This is a genomic window from Yinghuangia sp. ASG 101, from assembly GCF_021165735.1.
Lineage (GTDB): Bacteria > Actinomycetota > Actinomycetes > Streptomycetales > Streptomycetaceae > Yinghuangia.
Genome location: NZ_CP088911.1, coordinates 2074707 through 2097140 on the forward strand (window position 1 = coordinate 2074707; position 22434 = coordinate 2097140).

The 22434-nt window shown below is 72.2% G+C and carries 22 protein-coding genes; 12 read left to right on the forward strand and 10 right to left on the reverse strand.

The features are described 5' to 3' along the window. The first annotated feature begins 60 nt into the window (after positions 1-60). Entirely contained in the window at positions 61-717 is a 657-nt protein-coding gene (locus tag LO772_RS08495) for a TetR/AcrR family transcriptional regulator (RefSeq protein WP_231777772.1), read from the forward strand. Positions 718-730: 13 nt separating this feature from the next. Here the strand turns inward: LO772_RS08495 and LO772_RS08500 are convergent, their stop codons facing one another. Next, the gene (locus LO772_RS08500) at positions 731-1921 is read right to left on the reverse strand and encodes a thiolase family protein (RefSeq protein ID WP_231777773.1); all 1191 of its coding nucleotides are present in this window, start codon (positions 1919-1921) and stop codon (positions 731-733) included. A gap of 285 nt (positions 1922-2206) precedes the next feature. On the opposite strand from LO772_RS08500, the gene LO772_RS08505 reads away from it, so the two are divergent. Beyond that, positions 2207-3631: an aldehyde dehydrogenase family protein gene (locus tag LO772_RS08505; RefSeq protein WP_231777774.1), complete on the forward strand. Its 1425-nt coding sequence runs from the start codon at positions 2207-2209 to the stop codon at positions 3629-3631. Positions 3632-3919: 288 nt separating this feature from the next. Here LO772_RS08505 and LO772_RS08510 read toward each other — a convergent pair whose 3' ends face one another. Then, the gene (locus LO772_RS08510; RefSeq protein WP_231777775.1) at positions 3920-4546 is read right to left on the reverse strand and encodes an HD domain-containing protein; all 627 of its coding nucleotides are present in this window, start codon (positions 4544-4546) and stop codon (positions 3920-3922) included. A 395-nt stretch (positions 4547-4941) separates the two neighbouring features. Between LO772_RS08510 and LO772_RS08515 the strand changes: the two genes are divergently transcribed. The 3 genes from LO772_RS08515 to LO772_RS08525 all read left to right on the forward strand — a co-directional run bounded on the left by LO772_RS08515 (position 4942) and on the right by LO772_RS08525 (position 8543). After that, complete coding sequence (locus LO772_RS08515) at positions 4942-5625, forward strand: nucleoside/nucleotide kinase family protein (RefSeq protein WP_231777776.1); 684 nt, start codon at positions 4942-4944, stop codon at positions 5623-5625. 99 nt (positions 5626-5724) lie between these two features. Continuing rightward, positions 5725-6825: a hypothetical protein gene (locus tag LO772_RS08520; protein ID WP_231777777.1), complete on the forward strand. Its 1101-nt coding sequence runs from the start codon at positions 5725-5727 to the stop codon at positions 6823-6825. A 185-nt stretch (positions 6826-7010) separates the two neighbouring features. Beyond that, entirely contained in the window at positions 7011-8543 is a 1533-nt protein-coding gene (locus LO772_RS08525; RefSeq protein WP_231777778.1) for an acyl-CoA synthetase, read from the forward strand. Between the two features lie 82 nt (positions 8544-8625). Here LO772_RS08525 and LO772_RS08530 read toward each other — a convergent pair whose 3' ends face one another. After that, positions 8626-8916, reverse strand: coding sequence for a YiaA/YiaB family inner membrane protein (locus LO772_RS08530; protein WP_231777779.1), 291 nt, complete (start codon positions 8914-8916; stop codon positions 8626-8628). Positions 8917-8959: 43 nt separating this feature from the next. Continuing rightward, positions 8960-9625, reverse strand: a complete 666-nt coding sequence (locus LO772_RS08535) for an alpha-ketoglutarate-dependent dioxygenase AlkB family protein (protein WP_231777780.1) — start codon at positions 9623-9625, stop codon at positions 8960-8962. Positions 9626-9783: 158 nt separating this feature from the next. On the opposite strand from LO772_RS08535, the gene LO772_RS08540 reads away from it, so the two are divergent. Beyond that, positions 9784-10131 (forward strand): hypothetical protein, encoded by a 348-nt coding sequence (locus LO772_RS08540; protein ID WP_231777781.1) that lies wholly within the window; start codon positions 9784-9786, stop codon positions 10129-10131. A 4-nt stretch (positions 10132-10135) separates the two neighbouring features. Here LO772_RS08540 and LO772_RS08545 read toward each other — a convergent pair whose 3' ends face one another. Next, positions 10136-11167, reverse strand: coding sequence for a helix-turn-helix transcriptional regulator (locus LO772_RS08545; protein ID WP_231777782.1), 1032 nt, complete (start codon positions 11165-11167; stop codon positions 10136-10138). Between the two features lie 299 nt (positions 11168-11466). On the opposite strand from LO772_RS08545, the gene LO772_RS08550 reads away from it, so the two are divergent. Then, positions 11467-12957: an MFS transporter gene (locus tag LO772_RS08550; protein ID WP_231777783.1), complete on the forward strand. Its 1491-nt coding sequence runs from the start codon at positions 11467-11469 to the stop codon at positions 12955-12957. Between the two features lie 55 nt (positions 12958-13012). On the opposite strand, the gene LO772_RS08555 is transcribed toward LO772_RS08550, so the two are convergent. Genes LO772_RS08555 through LO772_RS08570 form a run of 4 tightly spaced genes read right to left on the reverse strand, consistent with a single transcriptional unit; the run spans position 13013 to position 18814 of the window. Continuing rightward, the gene (locus LO772_RS08555; RefSeq protein WP_231777784.1) at positions 13013-14191 is read right to left on the reverse strand and encodes an acyl-CoA dehydrogenase family protein; all 1179 of its coding nucleotides are present in this window, start codon (positions 14189-14191) and stop codon (positions 13013-13015) included. Positions 14192-14247: 56 nt separating this feature from the next. Beyond that, the gene (locus tag LO772_RS08560; protein ID WP_231779463.1) at positions 14248-15171 is read right to left on the reverse strand and encodes a hydroxymethylglutaryl-CoA lyase; all 924 of its coding nucleotides are present in this window, start codon (positions 15169-15171) and stop codon (positions 14248-14250) included. Positions 15172-15182: 11 nt separating this feature from the next. Then, the gene (locus LO772_RS08565) at positions 15183-17261 is read right to left on the reverse strand and encodes an ATP-binding protein (RefSeq protein ID WP_231777785.1); all 2079 of its coding nucleotides are present in this window, start codon (positions 17259-17261) and stop codon (positions 15183-15185) included. A gap of 11 nt (positions 17262-17272) precedes the next feature. After that, entirely contained in the window at positions 17273-18814 is a 1542-nt protein-coding gene (locus LO772_RS08570; protein WP_231779464.1) for a carboxyl transferase domain-containing protein, read from the reverse strand. A 414-nt stretch (positions 18815-19228) separates the two neighbouring features. Here LO772_RS08570 and LO772_RS08575 point away from each other — a divergent pair, with 414 nt between their 5' ends. The 5 genes from LO772_RS08575 to LO772_RS08595 all read left to right on the forward strand — a co-directional run bounded on the left by LO772_RS08575 (position 19229) and on the right by LO772_RS08595 (position 22014). Continuing rightward, positions 19229-19906, forward strand: coding sequence for a TetR/AcrR family transcriptional regulator (locus tag LO772_RS08575; RefSeq protein WP_231777786.1), 678 nt, complete (start codon positions 19229-19231; stop codon positions 19904-19906). 68 nt (positions 19907-19974) lie between these two features. Further along, on the forward strand, positions 19975-20736 hold the full coding sequence (locus LO772_RS08580; protein WP_231777787.1) for an enoyl-CoA hydratase family protein: 762 nt from the start codon (positions 19975-19977) through the stop codon (positions 20734-20736). Between the two features lie 65 nt (positions 20737-20801). After that, positions 20802-21062, forward strand: a complete 261-nt coding sequence (locus LO772_RS08585) for a type II toxin-antitoxin system prevent-host-death family antitoxin (RefSeq protein WP_231777788.1) — start codon at positions 20802-20804, stop codon at positions 21060-21062. After that, on the forward strand, positions 21059-21304 hold the full coding sequence (locus LO772_RS08590) for a type II toxin-antitoxin system RelE family toxin (RefSeq protein ID WP_231777789.1): 246 nt from the start codon (positions 21059-21061) through the stop codon (positions 21302-21304). Before LO772_RS08585 ends, LO772_RS08590 begins: the two co-directional genes overlap by 4 nt. Positions 21305-21429: 125 nt before the next feature. Beyond that, positions 21430-22014, forward strand: coding sequence for a uridine kinase (locus LO772_RS08595; protein ID WP_231777790.1), 585 nt, complete (start codon positions 21430-21432; stop codon positions 22012-22014). Positions 22015-22086: 72 nt separating this feature from the next. Here the strand turns inward: LO772_RS08595 and LO772_RS08600 are convergent, their stop codons facing one another. Next, entirely contained in the window at positions 22087-22293 is a 207-nt protein-coding gene (locus tag LO772_RS08600; protein ID WP_231777791.1) for a cold-shock protein, read from the reverse strand. Positions 22294-22434 lie beyond the last annotated feature (141 nt).

Below are 22434 nucleotides of genomic sequence, written 5' to 3' on the forward strand. Positions count from 1 at the left end.
GCTAGACTCCCGCGGGACAGGCCCGCGCCCGCGGGTGTCGGGAAAAGCGAAGGATGCGCCATGGCCGAGCTGGTGCCGGATCTTCGGGCCGACGGGCACACCGACTGGCGTGCGTACGACCCCATAAGCCTGCCGCCGATCCTGGCGGCCTCACTCGACGCGTTCGACGAACACGGCTACCACGGCACCACCGTGCGCGACATCGCCCGGCGCGTCGGAGTCACCGTCCCCGCGCTGTACTACCACTACGAGAACAAGCAGGCGCTCCTCGTCGAGCTGCTGCTCGGATCGATGAAGGCCGTCCTCGGCCGCTGCCACACCGCGGTCGCGGACGCCGGCGACCACCCCGTCGAGCGGTTCTCCGCCCTGGTGGAGTGCATCGTGCTGTACATGTCCAACCGGGCGCCCATGGCCTTCCTCGACACCGAGACGCGCAGCCTGGAACCCGACAACCGGGCCCAATACATCGCGCTGCGCGACGAGTTGGAGGCCCTGGTGCAGACCAGTGTGCGCGAGGCCGTCGCGATGGGCGAGTTCACGGCGCCCTACCCGGTCGACTCGGCCCGCGCGGTGCTGACGATGTCCCAGGCCGTCGCCAACTGGTACCGCCGGGAAGGCCCGTTGACACCGCAGCAGATCGCCGACCGGTACGTGGCGATAGCCCTCGCGTGCGTGGGCTACGGTGCGCCGGCACCCCGGCGCACCGTCCGGCCCTGATCCCGCACGAGGCTCAAAGGCGCTCGATGACCATGGCGTTGGCCATGCCGCCGCCCTCGCACATCGTCTGCAGCCCCCAGCGCCCGCCGGTCGACTCCAGGACGCCGAGCAGCGTCGACGTCAGCCGCCCCCCGGACGCCCCCAGCGGGTGCCCCAGCGCGATCGCGCCGCCCCGGATGTTGGTCTTGTCCAGGTCGGCACCGGTGTCCTTCGCCCACGCCAACGGCACCGGAGCGAAGGCCTCGTTCACCTCGAACGCGTCGATGTCGTCGATCGACAGCCCCGCCCGCGCCAGCACCTTGTGCGTCGCCGGGATGACCCCGGTGAGCATGAGCATCGGGTCGTCGCCGGTGACGGCGAACGCGTGGAAGCGGGCACGCGGCGTCAGCCCCAGCGCGTTCGCCTTCTCCTCGCTCATGATGAGCACCGCCGACGCGCCGTCCGTGAGCGGCGACGAATTGCCCGGCGTGATACTCCAGTTGATCTCGGGGAAGCGCGCCCCCATCGCGTCGTCCACGAACGCGGGCTTGAGCCCGGCCAGTCCCTCGGGTGTCGTGGACGCGCGCACGGTCTCGTCGACGCGGAACGCGACGTTCGTCCCGTCGGTGCCGACGACGTTGATCGGCACGATCTCCCGGTCGAACGCCCCCGCGGCCGCCGCCTCCGCCGCCAGGCGGTGCGAGCGCGCCGAGAACCCGTCCAGCGCCTCACGGTCGAACTTCCAGCGGGCCGCGATGAGTTCGGCGGAGTAGCCCTGGAGGATCAGCCCCTCCGGATACCGGGCCGTCAGCGGCGCGTACGGGTCGCCGCCCTGTGCGGTGGACCCCATCGGCACGCGGCTCATCGACTCCACCCCGGCCGCGACGACGATGTCGTACGCCCCCGCGATCACACCCTGCGCCGCGAAATGCGCGGCCTGCTGGCTGGACCCGCACTGCCGGTCGACCGTGGTGCCGGGCACGGCCTCGGGAAAGCCCGCCGCCAGCAAGGCGTTTCGCGCGATGTTGAGCGACTGGTCGCCGCCCTGCGACACGCACCCGGTGATGACGTCGTCGATCAGCGCCGGATCGAGGTCGTTGCGGGCGACGAGTTGGCGCAGGACGTCGCCGAGCAACGCCACGGGGTGTGTCCCGGACAGCGCGCCGCCGGGCTTGCCCTTGCCCGACGCACTGCGGACGGCGTCGACGATCACTGCGGTGGTCATGAGGCGAATCTCCCGTCGCGACACTGCCGGACGACCGTTTCGGCCGGGCGGCCCGACAGAGAGTTAATGAACGTTCGCTAACACGACCCTATCCGGTCCGCTCCGACACGTGTCAAGGCGCCGATCCGACGCGTCCGCCGGAAATTCAACCCGCACGTCGACGGAGGATCACCCACAAACACACCATTTCCCCGCTTACGTACGACTGGACTTCCCGCGCCGCGGCGGCGATGGTCGCACCCAACCGCACCGCACGCCGCGCGCCCCCAGCGATCGGAGCCCACCATGACGCAGGCGTCGAGCCCCGCCACCATGACCATCGGCGGCACCGCGCACTCCGCCACCGCGACGATCGACGTCGTCAACCCCGCCACCGGCACGGTGTTCGCCCAGGCCCCCGACTGCTCCCCCGCCCAGCTGGACGCCGCCTTCGCGTCGGCCGCCACCGCGTTCGGCACCTGGCGCCGCGACGAAGACACCCGGCGCGACCTGCTGCGCGCCTGCGCGAAGGCACTCACCGCCCGCACCGACGACATCGCTGTCCTGCTCACCACCGAACAGGGCAAGCCGCTCGCCGAGGCCGCCGGGGAGGTCCGTAGCGTCGCCGCCTGGCTCACCTACTACGCCGACCTGGAGATCCCCCGCGAGATCACACGCGACGACAAACGCGGCTTCGCCGAGGTGGTCCGCCGCCCGATCGGCCCCGTCGCGGCCATCACCCCGTGGAACTTCCCCCTCACGCTCGCGTTTTGGAAGCTGGCCCCGGCACTGCGCGCGGGCAACACCGTCGTCCTCAAGCCGTCGCCGTACACGCCGCTGTCCACGCTGCTGGTCGGGGAGATCCTGCGCGACGTCCTGCCGCCCGGCGTGGTCAACACCGTCAGCGGCGGCGACCGGCTCGGCGCCCTCATGACCGCGCACCCGCTGGCCCGCAAGATCAGCTTCACCGGGTCGGTCGAGACCGGCAGGCGCGTCGCCGCCGCGGCGGCCCCCGACCTCAAGCGCGTCACCCTGGAACTCGGCGGCAACGACGCCGCGATCGTCCTCGACGACGCCGACGTCCCGGCGATCGCCGACAAACTCTTCTGGGGCGCGTTCGCCAACAACGGCCAGGTGTGCTCCGCGGTCAAACGCGTGTACGTGCCGCGCGCCCTGCACGACGACCTCGTGGAGGCACTCGCGGTCCGCGCCCGGGGCGTACGGGTCGGCGACGGCGCCACCGAGGGAGTGCGGCTCGGCCCGGTCAACAACCGGCCGCAGTTCGACCGCGTCAGCGGACTCGTCGCCGACGCGCTGGCCCGCGGCGCCACCGCCGCCGCGGGCGGACACCCCCTCGAACTCAGCGGCGGACAGGGGTACTTCTACGCGCCGACGATCCTCACCGGCGCCGAGGACGGCACCCCGATCGTCGACGAGGAACAGTTCGGGCCCGCGCTGCCGGTCGTGCCGTACACCGAACTCGACGACGCCGTCGACCGCGTCAACGCCGGCCACTTCGGCCTCGGCGGCTCGGTGTGGTCCGCCGACCCGGACCGCGCCGCCGATGTCGCGGCGCGCCTCGACGTCGGCACGGCCTGGATCAACACCCACCTCGCGCTCGCCCCCGCGCAGCCGTTCGGTGGAGCCAAGTGGAGCGGCCTCGGTGTCGAGAACGGGCCGTGGGGGTTGTACGGATTCACCGAACTCCAGGTGATCCACCGGGCGCGCTAGGCCCTTTTGGATCGTGACGAACTACGCTCGCCAGGGCGAGGGCGACGCGCTCCCGGTCGAGCGCGACCGGCGCGCGCTCGAGCCACGCCTCGACCTCGCGCTCGTGCGCCCAGGCCATGAACACCAGGCCGAGCGGCGGGACGAGCGGCACGCGCTCGCCCTCTCATCGCGTATACAGGCGAGTTCGCCGGACCAGGGGACGCACTCCCCGGGCACACCGGTGAACTCACCGCGCGCACCCGGGGCTTCGGCCCGCCTCGGCTCTCCCGGGCGGGCCGTCGCGCGGCCTCACACCACCCGGCGCGCTCCCCGCGGCGCGGTGTACACGGGATGCCGGGCCTGGAACTCCAGGCGCAGGTCGGCGTCGGCCGCGAGGTCGGTCAACAGGTCGTCCAGCGCGGCGAACACCGACCAGCGCTCCCTGCCCCGCGTGCCGCCGGCGACAAGGTGGCCGACGACCAGGTCGTCGAGGCGGGCCGCCCGGGCGCCCTTCCAGATCTTGTCGGCGACGCAGACCAGCAGGTCCTCCAGTGCGAGGCCGGGCTCCGACCAGGTGCCGTGCGTACACGTGAAGCGGGCGAGCCGGGCCTCCACGCCGTTGTCGTAAAGGAGTTCGTACCCCGCCAGCTCGTGCGCGTGGCCGGGGCCGCAGAGTTCGTTCGGGTGGACCACCTTGCCGATGTCGTGCGTCGCCGCCCCGAACAGCACCTCCTCGCGGTCGAACCCGACGTCCGGGTAGTCGCGTTCGACCCAGCCGGCGATACGCCAGGCCACGTCGTGGACGAGTCTCAGGTGCGCGGCAAGGCGCGGCGGAGCGTCGACCCGGCACAGCAGGTCGACCACCCGGTCGGGCAGCGGGCGAGGGTCCGGGTCCCTGGTGTCCACCAAGGCCCGGCGCAACACGTCTGACGCCATCAGCTAACGGTACGTCACCTTGGCGTCCGCTCCGTGACGCTGCTCTCACCGTGCGGTGAACATCGGCCGAGCCCCGTCTACCTCGTGGCCCGCTAACACCCACATACAACCGGTTTGGCCCACCACCGACCGCCACCGTACGGGCCCGCGAAGTGCTCTGCGTCACACGGCCTTGCGCCCGCTCGGCGTGCGTTTTTGCGCTTTTCGGCCGATCAGGGTCGGTGTGGTGCGGTGCTGCCCGATGACGCGGGGGCCTGATATCGATCATATTCGATCAGGCCATGACAGTCGCTGCCTCGCCATCCGCCCACGAAATGCCCCAGGAAAATAAGAAATCGGACAACGTGCGCCACCATGCACCACCGCTCGCATCGCGCCTGGCAGGCTCGGCACCGATGACGAACCCGGCACCCCCTTTCGACGCGCTCGTGCGCGACGTCCTGCGCCTGCTGTCCGACCGTGCGCCCCGCGAGGGCGCCCGGCTCGTGCTCGGCCTCGCGGGGCCACCCGCCGCCGGCAAATCCACGCTGGCCCGCCACCTGGTTCGCGCCGTCCGCGACCGGCTCGGCGACGGTGTCGCGGCGTACGTCCCGCTCGACGGCTTCCACCTCTCCACCGCGCAACTGCGGCGCCTCGGACGACTCGACCGCAAGGGGGCGCCCGACACGTTCGACGTGTGCGGGTACGCCGCACTGCTGCATCGACTCGTGACCGAAACCGATCACGACGTGTTCGTCCCCGACTACGACCGGACGCTCCACGAACCCATCGCGGCACGCCACGTCGTCCCGGCGCGCACGCGCCTGATCATCACCGAGGGGAACTACCTCGCGGACGACGCCGCCGACTGGCGCGAGGCGCGGCGGTACATCCACACCCTGTGGTACCTCGACGCGCCCGACGCCGTCCGCGAAACGCGTCTGATGGACCGCCAACTGGCGGGCGGGAAGGACGAATCCGCCGCGCGAGCCTGGGTCCTGCGCAGCGACCGCCGCAACGGCGACCGCGTGAAACCGACGCGCGGGCGCTGCGACCGGGCGCTGGTCGCCCCGCCGCTGCCACCCGCGCCCGACGCGTGACCGACGGTCGCGTGAACGAACCGAGCGCACGAATTGGCCATTTGGCAAAGTTTTGGTTGGAACGCCCCTTTCGTCGCACCGACCTGAAACCGTGGCGGTATGACTACGGAACGTGTTCCCAGGCAGTCCGACCCGACGGCCGACGGCCCGGCGCCGACGGCACCGCACCGCGCCCCCGGTGCGGCCGACGCCGTCACCGCCACCGACACCGCGGCCATCCCCGCCCCCGCGTCACCACCGGACACGCGCGCCGGCACGGTACGCAGCCCCGCGCCCACCCGACCCGCCGAGACCGCGACGACGACCTATCTCGTCGTCGCGGGGGACGCGCTCGTCGTCGGCAAGCAACCCGACGGCGACTCGGTGCGATTCCGCCCGCAAGACCCGGAGGTTCTGCGGCAGTTGGCGAACGGCGACCGGATCGAGCCGGGCAAGGACGGCAGCGTCCAACTCCGGCTGGACGGCATCGACGCCCCCGAACTCCACTTCGCCGGGCACAGCCAGCCGTTGGCCGACCGGTCCCGCGACGTCTTCCTCCGGCTGCTCGGGTTCGACGAAGTCTCGTATGCCGCCAACCACATGACCGTGACCGCCGCGCAACCGGCCACGGTTCCGGGGGTGATCGTCGCGCGGATGGCCGAAGCGTACGGCCGCCCCGTCGCGTTCCTGTTCACCGGCGACGCGGCGGACGAACTGCGCGGCCACCACGGAACGCGGATCGAGGTCGACCGCACGCGACTGTCCGCGAGCGCGAACGTGCGCCTGCTCGCGTCGGGTGACGCGTACCCGCTGCTCTACACCTCCACGTCCCCCGAACTGCGGGCGGCCGTCCGGGCGGTGGCCGAGGGAGCCCGGGACGCGGGGGTCGGCGTGTACGCGGTCGACACCACCGCGCGCTTCGGCGTCGCCGACCACGACGCGATCGGCCCCGACGGCGACCTGGTCCTCCCGAAACTCTTCCGCCGCGTCACCGACTGGCTCCGCGCCACGAAAGACGCGTCCACCACCGAGAAATCGCGCACCCGCGCGACCCGCAAACCGACCTTCCCCGCATGGCTCCGCGCGGACCCGGACCGCAACGACCACGTGCACGTCGACGGCGCGACCCGCGGCCAGACCCTCGACACGCTGCTGCGGCAGAAGGGCAACACGGTGACGATGGAGGCCGACCCGCTGTCACTCGTCTTCGTGGAACGCTGACACCGATGGGCGTGGAACGGGCGCCGCGGGAAACCCCGCCTCACGCCGGGCGCGGTCCGCACACCCACGGCGAGGCCCGCCCCCGCCGTCGCCACCGCCCCCCGCTCTGGCCTCGCCGGGCGCCCGCCAGTACCGTGCGCGTGGTCCTGTTCGCGTGTCTTGGCCGAGGGAAGGCGAGGAGTCGGATGTTTCCCGGGACGTACGCCCGTACCACGCCCGACAAGCCCGCCGTCGTCATGGCGGCGTCCGGTGTCGGCCTCACCTACCGCGAACTCGACGAGAATTCCGCCCGCCTGGCCCATCTTCTGCGGGACGCCGGGCTGCGTCCGGGCGACGGGATCGCGCTGCTGGCCGACAACAACGTGCGGTGTTTCGAGGTGTATTGGGCCGCGCTGCGGTCGGGGCTGTACATCACCGCGGTCAACCACCACCTGACCGCCGACGAGGTCGCGTACATCGTCGACGACTGCGGCGCACGGGTGTTGGTCGCGTCGGCGGCCGTGGGCGACCTCGCCGAGGCCATCGTCGCGCGGACACCGAACGTCCGGATCCGGCTCGCGTTCGACGGCCCGGTGGCCGGACACGGCGACTACCTCCGGGCGGTCGAACCGTTCCCCACCACCGCCCCGGAGGCGCAGCCGAACGGCGCCGACATGCTCTACTCCTCGGGAACAACCGGGCGCCCCAAGGGAATTCGCCGCCCCCTGGCCGACCGCCGGGTGGACGAGCCGGGCGAGCAGATCGTCACCGTGTTCGCGCGCCCCTGCGGCTTCGACACCGACACCGTCTACCTGTCCCCCGCGCCTTTCTACCACGCCGCGCCCCTGCGCTTCCTCGCCATGGTGCACCGCACCGGCGGAACGGCCGTGGTCATGGAGCGCTTCGACGCCGAGGCCGCGCTCGCCGCGATCGAGCGGCACCGCGTGACCCACACGCAGTGGGTGCCCACGATGTTCGTGCGCGCCCTCAAGCTGCCGCCGGAGGCGCGCACGCGGTACGACCTGTCCTCCCTGCGCGTGGCCATCCACGGCGCCGCCCCCTGCCCGGCCGACGTCAAGCGGGCGATGATCGACTGGTGGGGCCCGATCCTGCTCGAGTACTACTCGTCGACCGAGGCCAACGGCACCACGCTGATCGACTCCGCGCAGTGGCTCGCGAAGCCCGGGTCCGTGGGTCGCCCGCTGCTCGGCGTGGTCCGGGTGTGCGGCGACGACGGCATCGAACTGCCCACGGGCGCCACCGGAACGATCTACTTCGAACGCGAAACGCAGCCGTTCGCCTACCACGGCGATCCCGAACGGACACGCGAGGCCGTGCATCCGGACCACCCCACGTGGACGACGACCGGCGACGTCGGCTACGTCGACGCGGACGGCTTCCTCCACCTGACCGACCGCAAGGCCTTCATGATCATCTCGGGCGGGGTCAACATCTACCCGCAGGAGGTCGAGAACGCCCTGGCGCTGCACCCCAAAGTGCACGACGTCGCGGTCATCGGAGTACCCGACGAGGACTTCGGCGAACAGGTCAAGGCGGTCGTCCAGCCCGCGCCCGGCATCGCGCCGAGCCCCGAACTCGCCCGCGAGATCATCGACTTCACCCGGTCGCGGATCGCGCACTACAAGGCGCCGCGCAGCGTCGACTTCGTCGACGAGCTGCCGCGTACCCCGACCGGCAAACTCGTCAAGGGATCGGTGAAGGCCCGCTATACGCGCTGAACGCGGACGACCGCGCGCGAGCCGATGCGGCGCGCCCCCACCGCGCCCATCGGCTCCGTCGCGGACGACCGCCGCACGTGCCTCACACCGCTTCGGGACGGAAGAGGTCGTGGTCGGCCAACAGCTTCTCCAGGCGGGCCTGGTCGACGCGGTTGACCATGCTCTCGGTCTCCTGGCGGTCGCGGATCACCTTCGCGAGCGTGAACGACGACGTGACCAGGAACAGCCCGCCGAGGGCGAAGAAGGCGCGGATCCACGCCGAGACCGGCAGGTAGGCGATGCCGATCCCCATCGCGGTCATCGCGACGGCGAAGGAGATCCAGGCCTGGAGGTGGAACATCGCGGTGTTCTGGGGCTTCAACGGTGTTGTCATGCAAGCATCGTGACGGCGCGTCAACCGGAATGCCTGAGTACGCCTACTCAGGTCGGCGCACCGGAGACCCCAGACCGGAGACCCGGATGGTGACGTTGAGCCTTCCCCGCAGCCCGAGTTGCGCGGGGGCGGTACCCACCAGCACCTTCGGCACCCCGTGGTACGCGAAGCGCGCGGGCCCGCCGAAGACGAACAGGTCGCCGGACTCCAGCTCGACGTCCGTCCACGGGCGGCCCCGCGTCTCGGTGTTGCCGAAACGGAAGACGCACGTGTCGCCGAGGCTGAGCGAGACGACGGGGTCGTCCCCGGACTCGTACCGGTCCTGGTGCAGCCCCATCCGGGCGCGGTCGTCGTAGAAGTTCACCAGCGCCATATCGGGCCGGTACGCCTCGCCGGACGCCGGGCCGTACGCCTCCGCCACAGCGCGGCGACCGATGTCGCCGAGCCAGTCCGGAAACGCCTTCACGGGCGTGCCGTCGCGGGTGACCCGCACGTACCGCCTCGGGCGCCACAGCCACCCCAGCGACACCGAGCGCACCGACATCACGCCGCCGGACGGCAGCACGATCGTCTCCAGCCCGGCCGGCGGACGCGCCCACTCCCGGCAGGCCGCGAGCAGGCGGGCCTGCGCGCCTTCGTCCAGCCACCCGGGAACGTGCACCGCGCCCGGCGCCACCTCGCGGCGCTCCTGCGGGAACAGCGAACCCATGCTTCGAGCCTAATCCGGTGCCCCGACAGCGCACCGGTTGGCCGTGAGCGCGAAAACGCCGCAGGAAAACGGTTTCTCCGCCTGTGACCGGGGCCATATCCTCCTTGGCCAAACCGCGTACTTTGGTCTTCGAGACCGACCGCACGGGAGGAGCGACCATGAGCGTCACCGCCGTCGACACCTGTCCCGAGTGCGCCGTCCCGCTCGTCCGTCCCAATCAGTACGGCACCTTCAAGTGCCATCAGTGCGGCCACGCCTGGCGCGTGCGCCCCGATTCGGTCAACAACTGCCCCGGCTGCGGTGGCGTCGGCGGCAAGCGCCAAGGCGCCGAGAACGTGTGGATGCTCTGCCTCGGCTGCGAGGGCCGCGGCGTGCTCCCCACCGAGGCCCGCCGCGTGTCCGACGACAGCAAATGCCCGAAGAACAACAACGGTCCGCACAGCATGAAGCGCGAGGACTACCTCACGTACAAGTGGAAGTGCACGCTCTGCGGGCACCGCAGGTAGCCGGCTACGCCGAGTGGGCGGCCGTCTCCTCGGCCGGGTCCGGCCGACTGCCGGGGAGTACGCGCGGCTCGATCGCCATGAGGTGTTCCATGCGCGCACGCGTCTGGTCGTCGCGCGGCGTGTAGACGGTGATCCGGGGGCCGCCCGCGTCACCCATCGTCAGGTGGATCACCTCGACATTGAGGACGCCGACGCGGGCGTGCCGCAGCACCTTCAGGTGCGCACCGAGCCGGGCGACGTCCTGGCTTCGCCACAGCTCGCGGAACTCCGGTGACGCCGCCCGCACTCGGCTGATCAGCGACTCCCACTCCGGGCACCCGGCCTCGGCCGCCGACGCCGAACGCAGCTTGGCCACCATCGATTTCGCGGTGGACGGCCAGTCGTCGGCCATGCGGCGCCATTCGGGATCGGTGAAGTACATCCACGGCAGGTTGCGTTCGCCCGGCGGCAGGCGCCGGTAGTCGCCGACGAGTCCGAGGTGCGCGCGGTTGCCGGCCAGGAACTGCCAGCGCCGGCCGATGGCGACGGCCGGGATCGGGTTCAGCTGGTCCAGCAGGACGCGTATCGCCGGCCCGATCTCCTCCCGCGCCACCGAGCGTTCGGGATCGGGCAGTTCGGCGAGGGCGAACACGTGCGCCCGTTCCGTGTCGTCCATCCCCAGCACACGGACGACCGAAAGCAGCACCTGCGCCGACGCGTTCACCGACCGGCCCTGTTCCAGCCACGTGTACCAGGTGATGCCGATCCCGGCGAGCAGCGCGACTTCCTCGCGCCGCAGCCCCGGCGTCCGGCGCCGCGACCCGGGCGGCAGGCCGACCGCCTCGGGGGTGATGCGTTCGCGGCGGGAGCGGATGAACTCGCCGAGGGCGCGGCGGCGTTCGGCGGTCCGCTCACGGGAAGGGGGCACGCGGGTGACGCGGGTGACGGGAGGTGCGGGAGCGAGGTGAGGGGCTGACGCGCCGGGAGTGGGGGCAGGCGCGGCGCTGGAGGCCGCGACGTCGAGGGAGGTCCCGCCGAGGTTCGTTCCGCCGGTCATCGCGCTGCCTCCATACCATGGTCGTCCGCCATATCGCCTGCCGCATGCCGTGCCGCCGCGCGGCCGCACGCTGTATCGCGCGTCACGTGTCGCGCGTCACGTGTCGTCCGTCACGTGTCGTCCGTCACGTGCCGTGCGGCGCGGGTATCGCGTACCGTGTGCGCCGCCGTCACGACGGGTCACGCCGCGTCGTTGACCCCCATGGATCGTCCCCCATCCTCACCCGCCGCGCCCACCGTAGCCAGGTTCTGCCGGTACCAGGATGAGCAGGCACTCTGTACCGGTGCCACGGCCTCCCGATGCTGGGGCCATGGCAAACCCCACGATCAGCCGCGCCGCCGGACCGGCGGCGTCCTCTCCCCCGGCTCCCCCCGGCGGCCGGCGGCCACGACACCGCCCGCTGGTGGCGGGCCCTGCCCGTCCTTCTGCTCGGCGCCTTCCTGCCCGTCCTGGACGCGTTCATCGTCAATGTCGCCCTCGCCGACCTGGGTGCCGACCTCGGCGCGAGCGAAGGCCAGCTCGAACTCACCGTCTCCGGCTACGGCGTCGCCTACGCCTGCACCCTGGTCGCGGGCGGTCGGCTCGGCGACCGCTACGGACGCCGCAGGCTCTTCCTCATCGGGATGGCGCTGTTCACCGCGATGTCCGCCGCGTGTGGGCTGGCACCGAACGTCGGCGTGCTCATCGCCTTCCGGATTCTGCAAGGCCTCACCGCCGCCATGGTGTTCCCGCAGGTCCTGGCCGCGATCCAATCGGGCTTCCAGGGCGCGGACCGGCAGAAGGCGGTGGGTGTCTTCGGCCTCGTGATCGGCTCCGCCGGAGCGATCGGCCAGCTGCTGGGCGGCGTACTGCTCTCCGCCGACCTGTTCGGCCTCGGCTGGCGGCCGATCTTCCTGGTCAACGTGCCGATCGGGATCGTCGCGCTGCTGCTGGCGACCCGCATCGTCCCCGAGACGCGCGCACCCGCCGCGCCGTCGGTCGACATAGGCGGCGCCATCGCCTTGGCCGCGACGATCGCGCTGCTGCTGGTGCCGCTCACGCTCGGCCGCGCGGAGGGCTGGCCGGTGTGGACGTGGGTGTGCCTGGCGGCGGTGCCGCCCGCCGCGTTCGCCTTCGCGGCGTCCCAGGCGCGGATGGAGCGCGCGGGCGGGACGCCGTTGCTGCCGCCGTCGCTGATCCGGCTTCCGACGGCCCGCTGGGCGCTGGCGACGATGCTGGTGTTCCCCATCGCCGTCGGCGGGTTCATGTTCTCGGTGGCGATCATCCTGCAGGTCGGGCACGGCTACACGCCGATCCGGTCGGGCCTGGCGCTGGCCTCGGCGGCGTGCGGGTTCCTCGCGGTGGCGCTGTTCTCGGCCCGCCTGGTGGCCCGGTTCGGCGGTGCCGTGCTGGCCGTCGGGGCGCTGGTCTACGCGGTCGGCATCACCGTGCTGGGCGCGGTCGCCGCGACCGGCGGGGCGTCGCTGCCCTTCGGGGCGATCGTCGTCCCGCTGTTCGTCCTGGGCATCGGGTGGGGGCTGGTCCTGGTCCCGCTGATGGGACTGGCGCTCGCGGCGCTGCCGGTCGACCGGGCCGGCCTCGCGGGCGGGGTCCTGTCGACCGCGTTGCAGGTCGGCCTGGCCACCGGGGCGTCGGTCATGGGGTCGATCCTGTTCGGGGTCGTCGGCGACCACCCCGACGCGGACGCGTGGCGCGCCGGCACCTGGGCCGTCACCTCGGTCCTGTGCGGTCTCGCGCTGGTGACGGTCGTCCTGAGCCTGCGCCTGGCCCGGACGCTCGCGCGCGGGTGACGCCGGAGGGGCGCGTGCCGGGGGCTCCGGTACGCGCCGCGCCCCGGCCAAGTGGTCAGCGGGCGCCGAAGGACTCGCCGACGCCGAGTCCGCGGGCGATCAGCATGCGCTGCACCTCGGACGTGCCCTCGCCGATCTCCAGGATCTTGCTGTCGCGCCAGAAGCGGGCCACGGCGTACTCGTTCATGAAGCCGTAGCCGCCGTGGATCTGGGTCGCCTCGCGCGCGTTGTCGACGGCGGCCTCGGAGCTGTAGAGCTTGGCGAGCGCCGCCTCGTGCTTGAAGGTCTCGCCGTGCACCATGCGCGCCGCGGCGTGCCGCCACGACAACCGGGACATATGGGCGCGCATCTCCATGTCGGCGATCTTGAACGACACGGCCTGGTTGGCGCCGATGGGCCTGCCGAACGCGTGGCGCTCGTTGGCGTACCGGACCGACTCGTCGACGCAGCCCTGCGCCAGGCCGGTGGCCAGCGCCGCGATCGCGACCCGGCCCTCGTCGAGGATGCCGAGGAACTGCGCGTAGCCCCGGCCGCGTTCGCCGAGCAGGTTGGCGGCGGGTACGCGGCAGTCGGTGAACGACAGTTCGTGCGTGTCCGACGCGTTCCAACCAACCTTGGAGTAGCCGGGTGCGACGGTGAAGCCGCGCGTGCCGGACGGGACGATGATCGCGGAGATCTCCTTGCTCCCGTCCGGCTTCGTGCCGGTGACGGCGGTGACGGTGACCAGGCCGGTGATGTCGGTGCCGGAGTTGGTGATGAAGCACTTCGCCCCGTTGACCACCCACTCCGCGGTCGCCTCGTCGAACCGCGCGGTGGTGCGGGTGGCCGCCGCGTCGGAGCCGCCGTCGGGCTCGGTGAGGCCGAACGCGCCCAGCGTCTCGCCCGCGCACAGCGCCGGGAGCCAGCGCCGCTTCTGCTCCTCGGTGCCGAACTTGTGCAGCGGCATCGCGCCGAGGGAGACGCCGGCCTCCAGGGTGATCGCCACCGACGAGTCGACGCGGGCCAGTTCCTCCAGCGCGATGCCGAGCGCGAGGTAGTCGCCGCCCATACCGCCGTACTCCTCGGGGAACGGGAGCCCGAACAGCCCCATCCTCCCCATCTCCCGCACGATCGGGTACGGGAACGCGTGGCGCTCGTAGTAGTCCGCGATCACGGGGGCGACCACGTCGTGTGCGAACTCCCGCACGGTGGCGCGCAGAAGCTCGTGTTCCTCGCTGAGCCGGTGGTCGAGCATGGGCGTCTGCTTTCTCGTGCGTCCCGGGCCGTGCCGCACGGCCGGGATCGGGCCTTCTACTGCCTCTCGGCCGCCAGCGCGCTGACGGTGCGGGAGGGGCACGGCCGGCCCAGGCGGTCGGCCATCCACAGGCTGGTGTCGACGAGCTTGTCGATATCGACCCCGGTCTCGATGCCGAGGCCGGCCAGCATCCACAGCAGGTCCTCGGTGGCGAGGTTGCCGGTGGCGCTCTTGGCGTACGGGCATCCGCCCAGCCCGCCCGCGGACGCGTCGACGGTGGTGATCCCGCAGCGGAGCGCGGCGAGGGTGTTGGCGAGGGCCTGGCCGTAGGTGTCGTGGAAGTGCACGGCGAGCTTGTCGACCCCGACGCCGGCCTTGGCGAAGCGGTCGATCAGCGACGTGACCTGGCCGGCCGTCGCGACGCCGATGGTGTCGCCGAGGCTGACCTGGTCGCAGCCCATCTCGATCAGGCGCACGCTCACGTCGACGACCTGCGCGGGGTCGACCGGGCCCTCCCACGGGTCGCCGAACGCCATCGAGACGTAGGTGCGGACGCGCAGGCCGGCGTCGGTGGCGCGGGCGACGACGGGCGCGAACATGTCGAGCGAGGCCTCGAGGCCGCGGTTGAGGTTCTTCCGCGCGAACGTTTCGGTGGCGCTGGCGAAGACCGCGACGTGCCGGGCGCCGAGTTCCAGCGCGCGGTCGAGCCCGCGCTCGTTGGGCACCAGCACCGGCAGGTCGACGTCGACGTTCTTCACGACGTCCGCGAACACCTCGGCGGCGTCGGCGAGTTGCGGCACCCACTTGGGCGACACGAAGCTCGTGGTCTCGACGGTGCGCAGCCCCGCGTCCGCGAGACGGCGTATGAACTCGGTCTTGACGTCGGCGGAGACGACGGCGGACTCGTTCTGCAGACCGTCGCGCGGGCCGACTTCGTAGATGGTGACCTCGGTCGGGAGTCCGGGCTCGGGGACGACCATGGGGAGACCGTTCACGACTTGTCCTCGCAGTTCTTGTTCCGGTGGCGTTCGGCCGGGTCGGTGCGGGCGGCACCGGCGGCCTCTCCATCGTCCGATGCGCCCGTTGCCGCCGACTCGTCGGGGTGGACGACGGCCAGGACCTCGTCGAGCGCCACGCGCGCGCCGGCGTCGACGCGCAGCTCGCCGAGCGTCCCGGCGAAGGGGGCGGTCACGGCGTGTTCCATCTTCATCGCCTCGACCACCACGACGGCCTGGCCGAGGGTGACGCGGTCGCCGATGGCGGCCTTGACCACGGTGACGGTGCCGGGCATCGGGGCGACGAGCGTCCCGTCGCCCGCGGCGGTGGCGCCCGGGCCGGCGTCGACGGGGTCGTACGCGACGGCCCGCCAGGTGTCGGGGCCGTGCGCGATCCAGCGGCTGCCGTCGTCGGCGGTGGCGTGCCAGTACGTCTCGGCCAGGCCGTCGTGGTCGAGCAGCACGCTGCCGTCGGCGCCGAGTTCGATGTGCGCGGGCACCATCGCGGCGTCCTCGTAGGCGACTTCGGTGTGCGGACCGCGTCCGTGCACGCGTACTTCGACCGGTTCGGCGCCGTCGACGCGGAACCGGTAGGCGGTCGGGGCGTGTTCGCCGAGCCGCCAGCCGGAGGGGACCGCGAACGGGTCGGCCCAGCCGTCGGCGTCGGGGGCGGGTTCGCGCGCGGCGTGGGCCAGCAGCGCGGCGGTGATCGCCACGGCGGGCGGGACGGGGTGCGCGGTCAGGTCGGCGAGGGACGCCTCGACCAGGCCGGTGTCGAGGCGTCCGGCGACGACGTCCTCGTGCGCCAGCAGCCGGTCCAGGAAGGCGATGTTGGTGTGGACGCCGAGGACGGTCGTCCGGCCGAGCGCCGTGCGGAGGGTCCGCAGCGCCTCGTCGCGGTCGCGGCCCCACGCGACGACCTTGGCGAGCATCGGGTCGTACGCGCTGCCCACGTCGCCGCCCGCGAGCAGCCCGGAGTCGACGCGGACGCGGCCGTCGGCGGCGGGCTCGCGCAGCAGGACGACGCGTCCGCCGCCGGGCAGGAAGCCCCGGGCGGGGTCCTCGGCGTAGACGCGGGCCTCGACCGCGTGGCCGTCGAGCCGGACGTCGCCTTGCCCGAAGCCCAGTTCGCGTCCGGCGGCGACGCTCACCTGGCACCACACCAGGTCGAGGCCGGTGACCGCCTCGGTGACGGGGTGCTCGACCTGGAGGCGGGTGTTCATCTCCATGAAGAAGTACTCGTCGGGCCGGTCGGCCGACACGATGAACTCGACCGTCCCGGCGCCGACGTAGCCGCACGATCGGGCCGCCTCCACGGCGGCGGCGCCCATCGCGGCGCGGCGCTCGGCGGTCAGCAGCACCGACGGGGCCTCCTCGATGATCTTCTGGTGGCGGCGCTGGAGGCTGCACTCGCGCTCACCGAGGTGCACGACGTTGCCGTGCGTGTCGGCCATCACCTGGACCTCGATGTGCCGGGGCCGGTCGATCCAGCGCTCCACCAGGAGGGTGTCGTCGCCGAACGCGCCGGCGGCCTCGCGGCGGGCCGCGGCGATCTCGTCGCCGAGAGCGGTCTCCTCGCGGACCAGGTGCATGCCCTTGCCGCCGCCGCCCGCGGACGGCTTGAGCAGCACCGGGAAGCCGATCTTCCGTGCCTCGGCGGCGAGTTCGGCATCGCCGAGGCCGGTGCCGCTGCTGCCGGGAACAACAGGGACGCCGTACCCGGCGACGGTCTGCTTGGCGCGGATCTTGTCGCCCATCAGCTCGATGGCCTGCGCGGGCGGGCCGATGAACACCAGCCCGGCGTCGACGACGGCTCGGGCGAACTTCGCGTTCTCCGCGAGGAATCCGTACCCCGGGTGCACCGCGTCGGCGCCGACGCGCACCGCCGCCGCGACGACCGCGTCGATGTCGAGGTAGTCCGGGACCCGGACGGCGGTGTCGGCGTCGCGGACGTGGCGGGCGCCGGCGTCCGCGTCGGTGAACACCACGGCGGAGCGAATCCCGTGCTCCCGAAGGGTTCTGACGACGCGACAGGCGATCTCGCCGCGGTTGGCGACCAGGACGGTGTCGAACATGGCTCGTCCCCTCACATCCGGAAGAGGCCGAAGCCCGGGTCGGCCAGGGGCGCGTTGGCGCACGCGGTGAGCGCGAGGCCGACGACGGTGCGGGTGTCCAGCGGGTCGATGACGCCGTCGTCCCACAGCCGCGCGGTCGCGTAATAGGCGCTGCCCTGTTCCTCGTATTGGTCGAGAATCGGCTTGCGGAAAGCCGCTTCGGCCTCGGCGGGCCATTCCTCGCCGCGCGCGGCGAGTTGGTCGCGTTTGACGGTCGCGAGAACGGTCGCCGCCTGTTCGCCGCCCATCACCGAGATCTTCGCGCCGGGCCACATCCACAGGAACCGCGGCGCATAAGCGCGCCCGCACATCGAGTAGTTGCCCGCGCCGTGCGAACCGCCGAGGACCACGGTCAATTTCGGGACGCGCGTGGTCGCCACCGCGGTGACCATCTTCGCGCCGTGCTTGGCGATCCCGCCGTTCTCGTACGCCTTTCCGACCATGAACCCGGTGATGTTCTGCAAGAACAAGAGAGGGACGGCCCGTTGGTCGCACAACTCGATGAAGTGGGCGCCTTTCAGGGCGGATTCGGAGAACAGAATCCCGTTGTTCGCGACGATGCCCACCGGGTGGCCGTGCACGTGCGCGAACCCGGTGACCAGCGTCGGGCCGTACTCCGCCTTGAACTCCGAGAAACGCGAGCCGTCGACGAGGCGCGCGATGACCTCGCGGACGTCGTACGGCGTGCGGTTGTCGGCCGGGACCGCGCCGTACAGCCCGTTCGGGTCGACCGCGGGCTCCTCGACCGGCACGACGTCCCACGGGCGCGGCGCGCGCGGCCCGAGGCCCGCGACGATGTCGCGGACGATGCGCAGCGCGTGCTTGTCGTCCTCGGCCAGGTGGTCGACGACCCCGGAGACCCGCGCGTGCACCTCGCCGCCGCCCAGGTCCTCCGCGGTCACGACCTCCCCGGTCGCGGCCTTCACCAGCGGCGGCCCGCCCAGGAAGATCGTGCCCTGGTTCCGGACGATCACGGTCTGGTCGCTCATCGCCGGGACGTACGCGCCGCCGGCCGTGCATGACCCGAGCACCGCGCTGATCTGCGGGATTCCCGCGGCCGACATGCGCGCCTGGTTGAAGAAGATCCGGCCGAAATGGTCGCGGTCCGGGAAGACCTCGTCCTGCATCGGCAGGAACGCCCCGCCGGAATCCACCAGATACACGCACGGCAGCCGGTTCTCGAACGCGATCTCCTGCGCGCGCAGGTGCTTCTTGACCGTCAACGGATAGTAGGTGCCGCCTTTGACCGTCGCGTCGTTCGCGATCACCAGCACCTCGCGCCCGGACACCCGCCCGACCCCCGCGACGATGCCCGCGGCCGGGGCCGCGCCGTCGTAGAGGCCGTCGGCGGCCAGCGGGGCGATCTCCAGGAACGGCGATCCGGGGTCCAGCAGCGTGTCGACCCGCTCGCGCGGCAGCAGCTTGCCCCGGGCGGTGTGCCGGGCCCGGGCGGTCTCGCCGCCGCCCAGCGCCGCCACGGCCAGCCGCCGCCGCAGCTCGGCGACCGCACCCATGTGGGCGAGGGTGTTGGCCCGATACGCCTCGCCGGTCGGGTCCGCGCGCGTGCCGATTCGCGGGCCGACGCCGGGCCCGAGGCCGGTCGTCCCCGCCGCGTGTGCTGTGGATCCGGTCACCCGTTCGCCCGTTCCGTCTCGATCGTGCGGCGCGGCGAGCGCGGACCGCCGCCCGGAACCCCGGGAACCGTGGTCGTCACCCGCATGGTGCCGCCTCCGCGTGTGCCGCTTGCCTGGTCGTTCGTGCTGCTCGCGTGTTCCTCGCGCCGCCGGTGGCTACGCCTGCGGCGCGCATGTCGTTCCGGCCGTCCCGGCCGCCGCCGCGTGTGCCCCGCGCGGACGTTAGCAATCGTTAACACCATGTCACGACCCCGACGTTAGCGATCGTTCACACCCCTGTCTAGCATGGTGGCCATGTCGGTCGACCAGGTCAGAAGTCCGCGGCGCACGCAGATCCTGCACGAGGCCGCGCAGCTTTTCGCCGCGCGCGGTTTCCACGGCGTCAGCGTGGACGAGATCGGTGCCGCGTCCGGCATCACCGGGCCGGGGCTGTACCGCCACTTCCGCGGCAAGGACGCGATGCTCGCCGAACTCCTGGTCGGCATCAGCGAGCAACTGCTCCGCGAGGCCCGCCGCCGCGTCGCCGAACACGCCGAGCCCGACGCGCAGTTGGACGCCCTCGTCCGCGGGCACATCGACTTCGCCCTCAACGACCGCGCGCTGATCGTGCTGCACGACCGGGACTTGGCCAACCTCCGCGACGAAGAGCAGCGCACCGTACGGCGGTTGCAGCGCGCGTACGTGGAGATCTGGGTCGCGGTCGTCGTCCGGGCGTACCCCGGATTCACCCGGTCCACCGGCCCCGAGACCGCGCCGTTCCAGGCCCTCGCCGCCCCGGACGACGGCGAGGAGGCGGTCCCGCCGTCCGCCGACGCCCGCGCCCGGGCGGCCGTACACGCCGTCTTCGGCCTGCTGAACTCGACCCCGCACAGCGCGTCCAGCCACCGCGGGCCGCGCGCGCCGGGTCCTGATGTGATGGCCGAACTCCTGCGCACCCTCGCCCTCGGCGCGTTCGCCGCGGCCGGCGGGTGACCGCCGGAGTCCGGTCACGCAGCACCGTTACGAACACCCGTCACCCGCACCAGATCTGAGGACGCCCGATGGCCTTGGTCACGCTCGCCCACGACGCCGCGATCGCCACGATCACGCTCGACTCGCCGGAGAACCGCAACGCGCTCTCCGCCGCGCTGATGGACGAACTCGACGCGCACCTGTCCGCCGTCGCCGACGACCCCGCCGTGCGCGCGGTCGTGCTCACGCACACCGGCCCGACGTTCTGCGCGGGCGCCGACCTGCGCGAGGCGGCCGAGGGCGGCATGGAGCGCGGCACGCACCGGCTGCTCGAAATCCTTCGCAAGATCATCGAACTGCCGGTGCCCGTCCTCGCCCACCTGCGCGGCAACGCGCGCGCGGGCGGTCTCGGCCTGGTCGGCGCGAGCGACCTGGCGGTCGCCCCGGCCGACACGACGTTCGCCTTCTCCGAGGTACGCCTGGGCCTCGCCCCGGCGATCATCTCGCTGACCACCCTCCCGCGCCTCGACCCGCGCGCGGCATCGCGCTACTTCCTCACCGGCGAGGCGTTCGACGGCGCGGAGGCCGAGCGCATCGGCCTGATCACCCTGGCCGGCCCGGGCATCGAGGGAGCCGACGCGCACGCCGCCGACCTGATCGCCAACCTGCGCCTGGGCTCCCGCCAGGGCCTTGTCGCCACCAAGAAGCTCCTCGCCGCGACCCTCGCGGAGCGCGTGGCCGAGGGCGGCGCCGCGACGGTGCGCCTCTCGGCCGACCTCTTCGGCTCCGAGGAAGCCGCCGAGGGCATGGCGGCCCTCCGCGAGCGCCGCAGGCCGAGCTGGGTCGGGTGAAGGCTTCCCGGACATCGCGTGAGCGTGCCACCAGGGCGAATGCACACTTTGTTGACCTTGTGGGCATGACGGAGAGGACCTACTCAATCGTGGAAGCGCGTGCCCGCCTGGGCGCCATCGCACGTGAGGTCAACACCACCCGCGAGCCCGTTGCCATCACCGGCCACGGACTAACCATCGCCATGCTGGTCAGCCCGGCTGACGCGTTGGAGTTGGAGGAAATGCGCGCGCTGGAGGCCTACCGAGCGCGTCGAGCCCGTGGTGAGGACGACGGCATCCCGCACGCCGAGGCGTACCGCCGCATCTTCGGCGGCGACGAGACGTGAGCTACGAGGTCATCTGGGAACCGTCAGCTCTCGCGCGCGCAGAATGGCCGGCCGAAGACGATCCACAAGGCGTGCAACAGGTGTTCACGGCAGTTGACCGCCTCGCTGAAAACCCGAGGCCTCGCGGTGCGTTCGGCGGTGCCGGCGTTCTGCGCATCCATGTGGGTGCCTACCGGGTGATGGACGAGGTCAACGACCAACGGGTCCGGATCACCGTGATCCCCGTGGGACGCCTGCGCTGACGGTCCGGGAGCAAGGGGCGGCGCCTTTCGGTGCCGCCCCTTGCTCGTGGTGACCGGGCGGGCAGGATGGCCGGGTGCGTGTACGTCCTTTTACCCCTGAGGCTCTGGCGGGGTAACTCGTCGCGGTGATCGTCGAACGTGTCCCGGTCGGCGGGTGGCTGCGGGTGGCGGTGGACGGCGCGGAGGCCGGCGCGCCGGGGGCGTTGGCCGATGCGCTGGTGGATCCGCTGCGCGCGGCGGGGAAGGCCGTCCGACGGGTGTCGGCGGGGGATTTCCTGCGGCCCGCGTCGGTGCGGCTCGAACACGGGCGGCACGACGCCGACGCCTTCTACTGGTCCTGGCTGGACGAAGGCGGCCTGCGGCGCGAGGTCCTGGATCCGCTCGAACCCGGCGGCACCGGCCGCGTGCTGCCCAGCCTGTGGGACGCCGAGCGCGACCGGGCGACACGCGCGGCGTACGTCGAACTCCCGCGCGGCGGCGTCCTGGTGCTCGACGGACAGCTCCTGATCGGCCGCGGCCTGCCGCTCGACCTGACGGTGCACCTGAGCCTGTCGGAGGGCGCGCTGCGCCGCCGCACCCCCGACGACGCGCGGTGGACCCTCCCGGCGTACGAGCGCTACCGCGCCGAGTGCTTCCCCGAGGACAGCGCCGACCTGGTCGTCCGCTGGGACGACCCGCGCCGCCCCGCGCTGGTCCTGCCCGACGCCTGAGCCCGGGAACGCCGCAGGGGCCCGCACCGGCGAAGCGCCGGTGCGGACCCCTGCGGGTGAGTGAGCGGGGGCTCAGCTGCGCGGGACGATGTTCTCCGCCTGCAGGCCCTTCTGGCCCTGGACGATGTCGAACTCGACCTGCTGGCCTTCGATCAGCTCACGGAAGCCGGTCGCCTGGATGGCGGAGAAGTGGGCGAAAACGTCCTCGCCGCCGCCGTCCTGCGCGATGAAGCCGAAGCCCTTTTCCGAGTTGAACCACTTCACGGTGCCGGTAGCCATAATTCTCTCCTTCAGGGGAATTGTGCCGAGCCCACACCTCGCGGGCCCGGTGTCGCCGTGATGATCTCCCTGAATTCGGGAAACGGCGCAAGCACCGACACCGAAAACATCCACCAAAACCAAAAATGCACCTGTCTGTTA

Coding starts and splice junctions, on each gene's coding strand:
- LO772_RS08495 (WP_231777772.1), top strand. CDS start 61: ATGGCCGAGCTGGTGCCGGATCTTCGGGCCGACGGGCACACCGACTGG.
- LO772_RS08500 (WP_231777773.1), bottom strand. CDS start 1,921: ATGACCACCGCAGTGATCGTCGACGCCGTCCGCAGTGCGTCGGGCAAG.
- LO772_RS08505 (WP_231777774.1), top strand. CDS start 2,207: ATGACGCAGGCGTCGAGCCCCGCCACCATGACCATCGGCGGCACCGCG.
- LO772_RS08510 (WP_231777775.1), bottom strand. CDS start 4,546: ATGGCGTCAGACGTGTTGCGCCGGGCCTTGGTGGACACCAGGGACCCG.
- LO772_RS08515 (WP_231777776.1), top strand. CDS start 4,942: ATGACGAACCCGGCACCCCCTTTCGACGCGCTCGTGCGCGACGTCCTG.
- LO772_RS08520 (WP_231777777.1), top strand. CDS start 5,725: ATGACTACGGAACGTGTTCCCAGGCAGTCCGACCCGACGGCCGACGGC.
- LO772_RS08525 (WP_231777778.1), top strand. CDS start 7,011: ATGTTTCCCGGGACGTACGCCCGTACCACGCCCGACAAGCCCGCCGTC.
- LO772_RS08530 (WP_231777779.1), bottom strand. CDS start 8,916: ATGACAACACCGTTGAAGCCCCAGAACACCGCGATGTTCCACCTCCAG.
- LO772_RS08535 (WP_231777780.1), bottom strand. CDS start 9,625: ATGGGTTCGCTGTTCCCGCAGGAGCGCCGCGAGGTGGCGCCGGGCGCG.
- LO772_RS08540 (WP_231777781.1), top strand. CDS start 9,784: ATGAGCGTCACCGCCGTCGACACCTGTCCCGAGTGCGCCGTCCCGCTC.
- LO772_RS08545 (WP_231777782.1), bottom strand. CDS start 11,167: ATGACCGGCGGAACGAACCTCGGCGGGACCTCCCTCGACGTCGCGGCC.
- LO772_RS08550 (WP_231777783.1), top strand. CDS start 11,467: ATGCTGGGGCCATGGCAAACCCCACGATCAGCCGCGCCGCCGGACCGG.
- LO772_RS08555 (WP_231777784.1), bottom strand. CDS start 14,191: ATGCTCGACCACCGGCTCAGCGAGGAACACGAGCTTCTGCGCGCCACC.
- LO772_RS08560 (WP_231779463.1), bottom strand. CDS start 15,171: ATGGTCGTCCCCGAGCCCGGACTCCCGACCGAGGTCACCATCTACGAA.
- LO772_RS08565 (WP_231777785.1), bottom strand. CDS start 17,261: ATGTTCGACACCGTCCTGGTCGCCAACCGCGGCGAGATCGCCTGTCGC.
- LO772_RS08570 (WP_231779464.1), bottom strand. CDS start 18,814: ATGGGTGCGGTCGCCGAGCTGCGGCGGCGGCTGGCCGTGGCGGCGCTG.
- LO772_RS08575 (WP_231777786.1), top strand. CDS start 19,229: ATGTCGGTCGACCAGGTCAGAAGTCCGCGGCGCACGCAGATCCTGCAC.
- LO772_RS08580 (WP_231777787.1), top strand. CDS start 19,975: ATGGCCTTGGTCACGCTCGCCCACGACGCCGCGATCGCCACGATCACG.
- LO772_RS08585 (WP_231777788.1), top strand. CDS start 20,802: ATGACGGAGAGGACCTACTCAATCGTGGAAGCGCGTGCCCGCCTGGGC.
- LO772_RS08600 (WP_231777791.1), bottom strand. CDS start 22,293: ATGGCTACCGGCACCGTGAAGTGGTTCAACTCGGAAAAGGGCTTCGGC.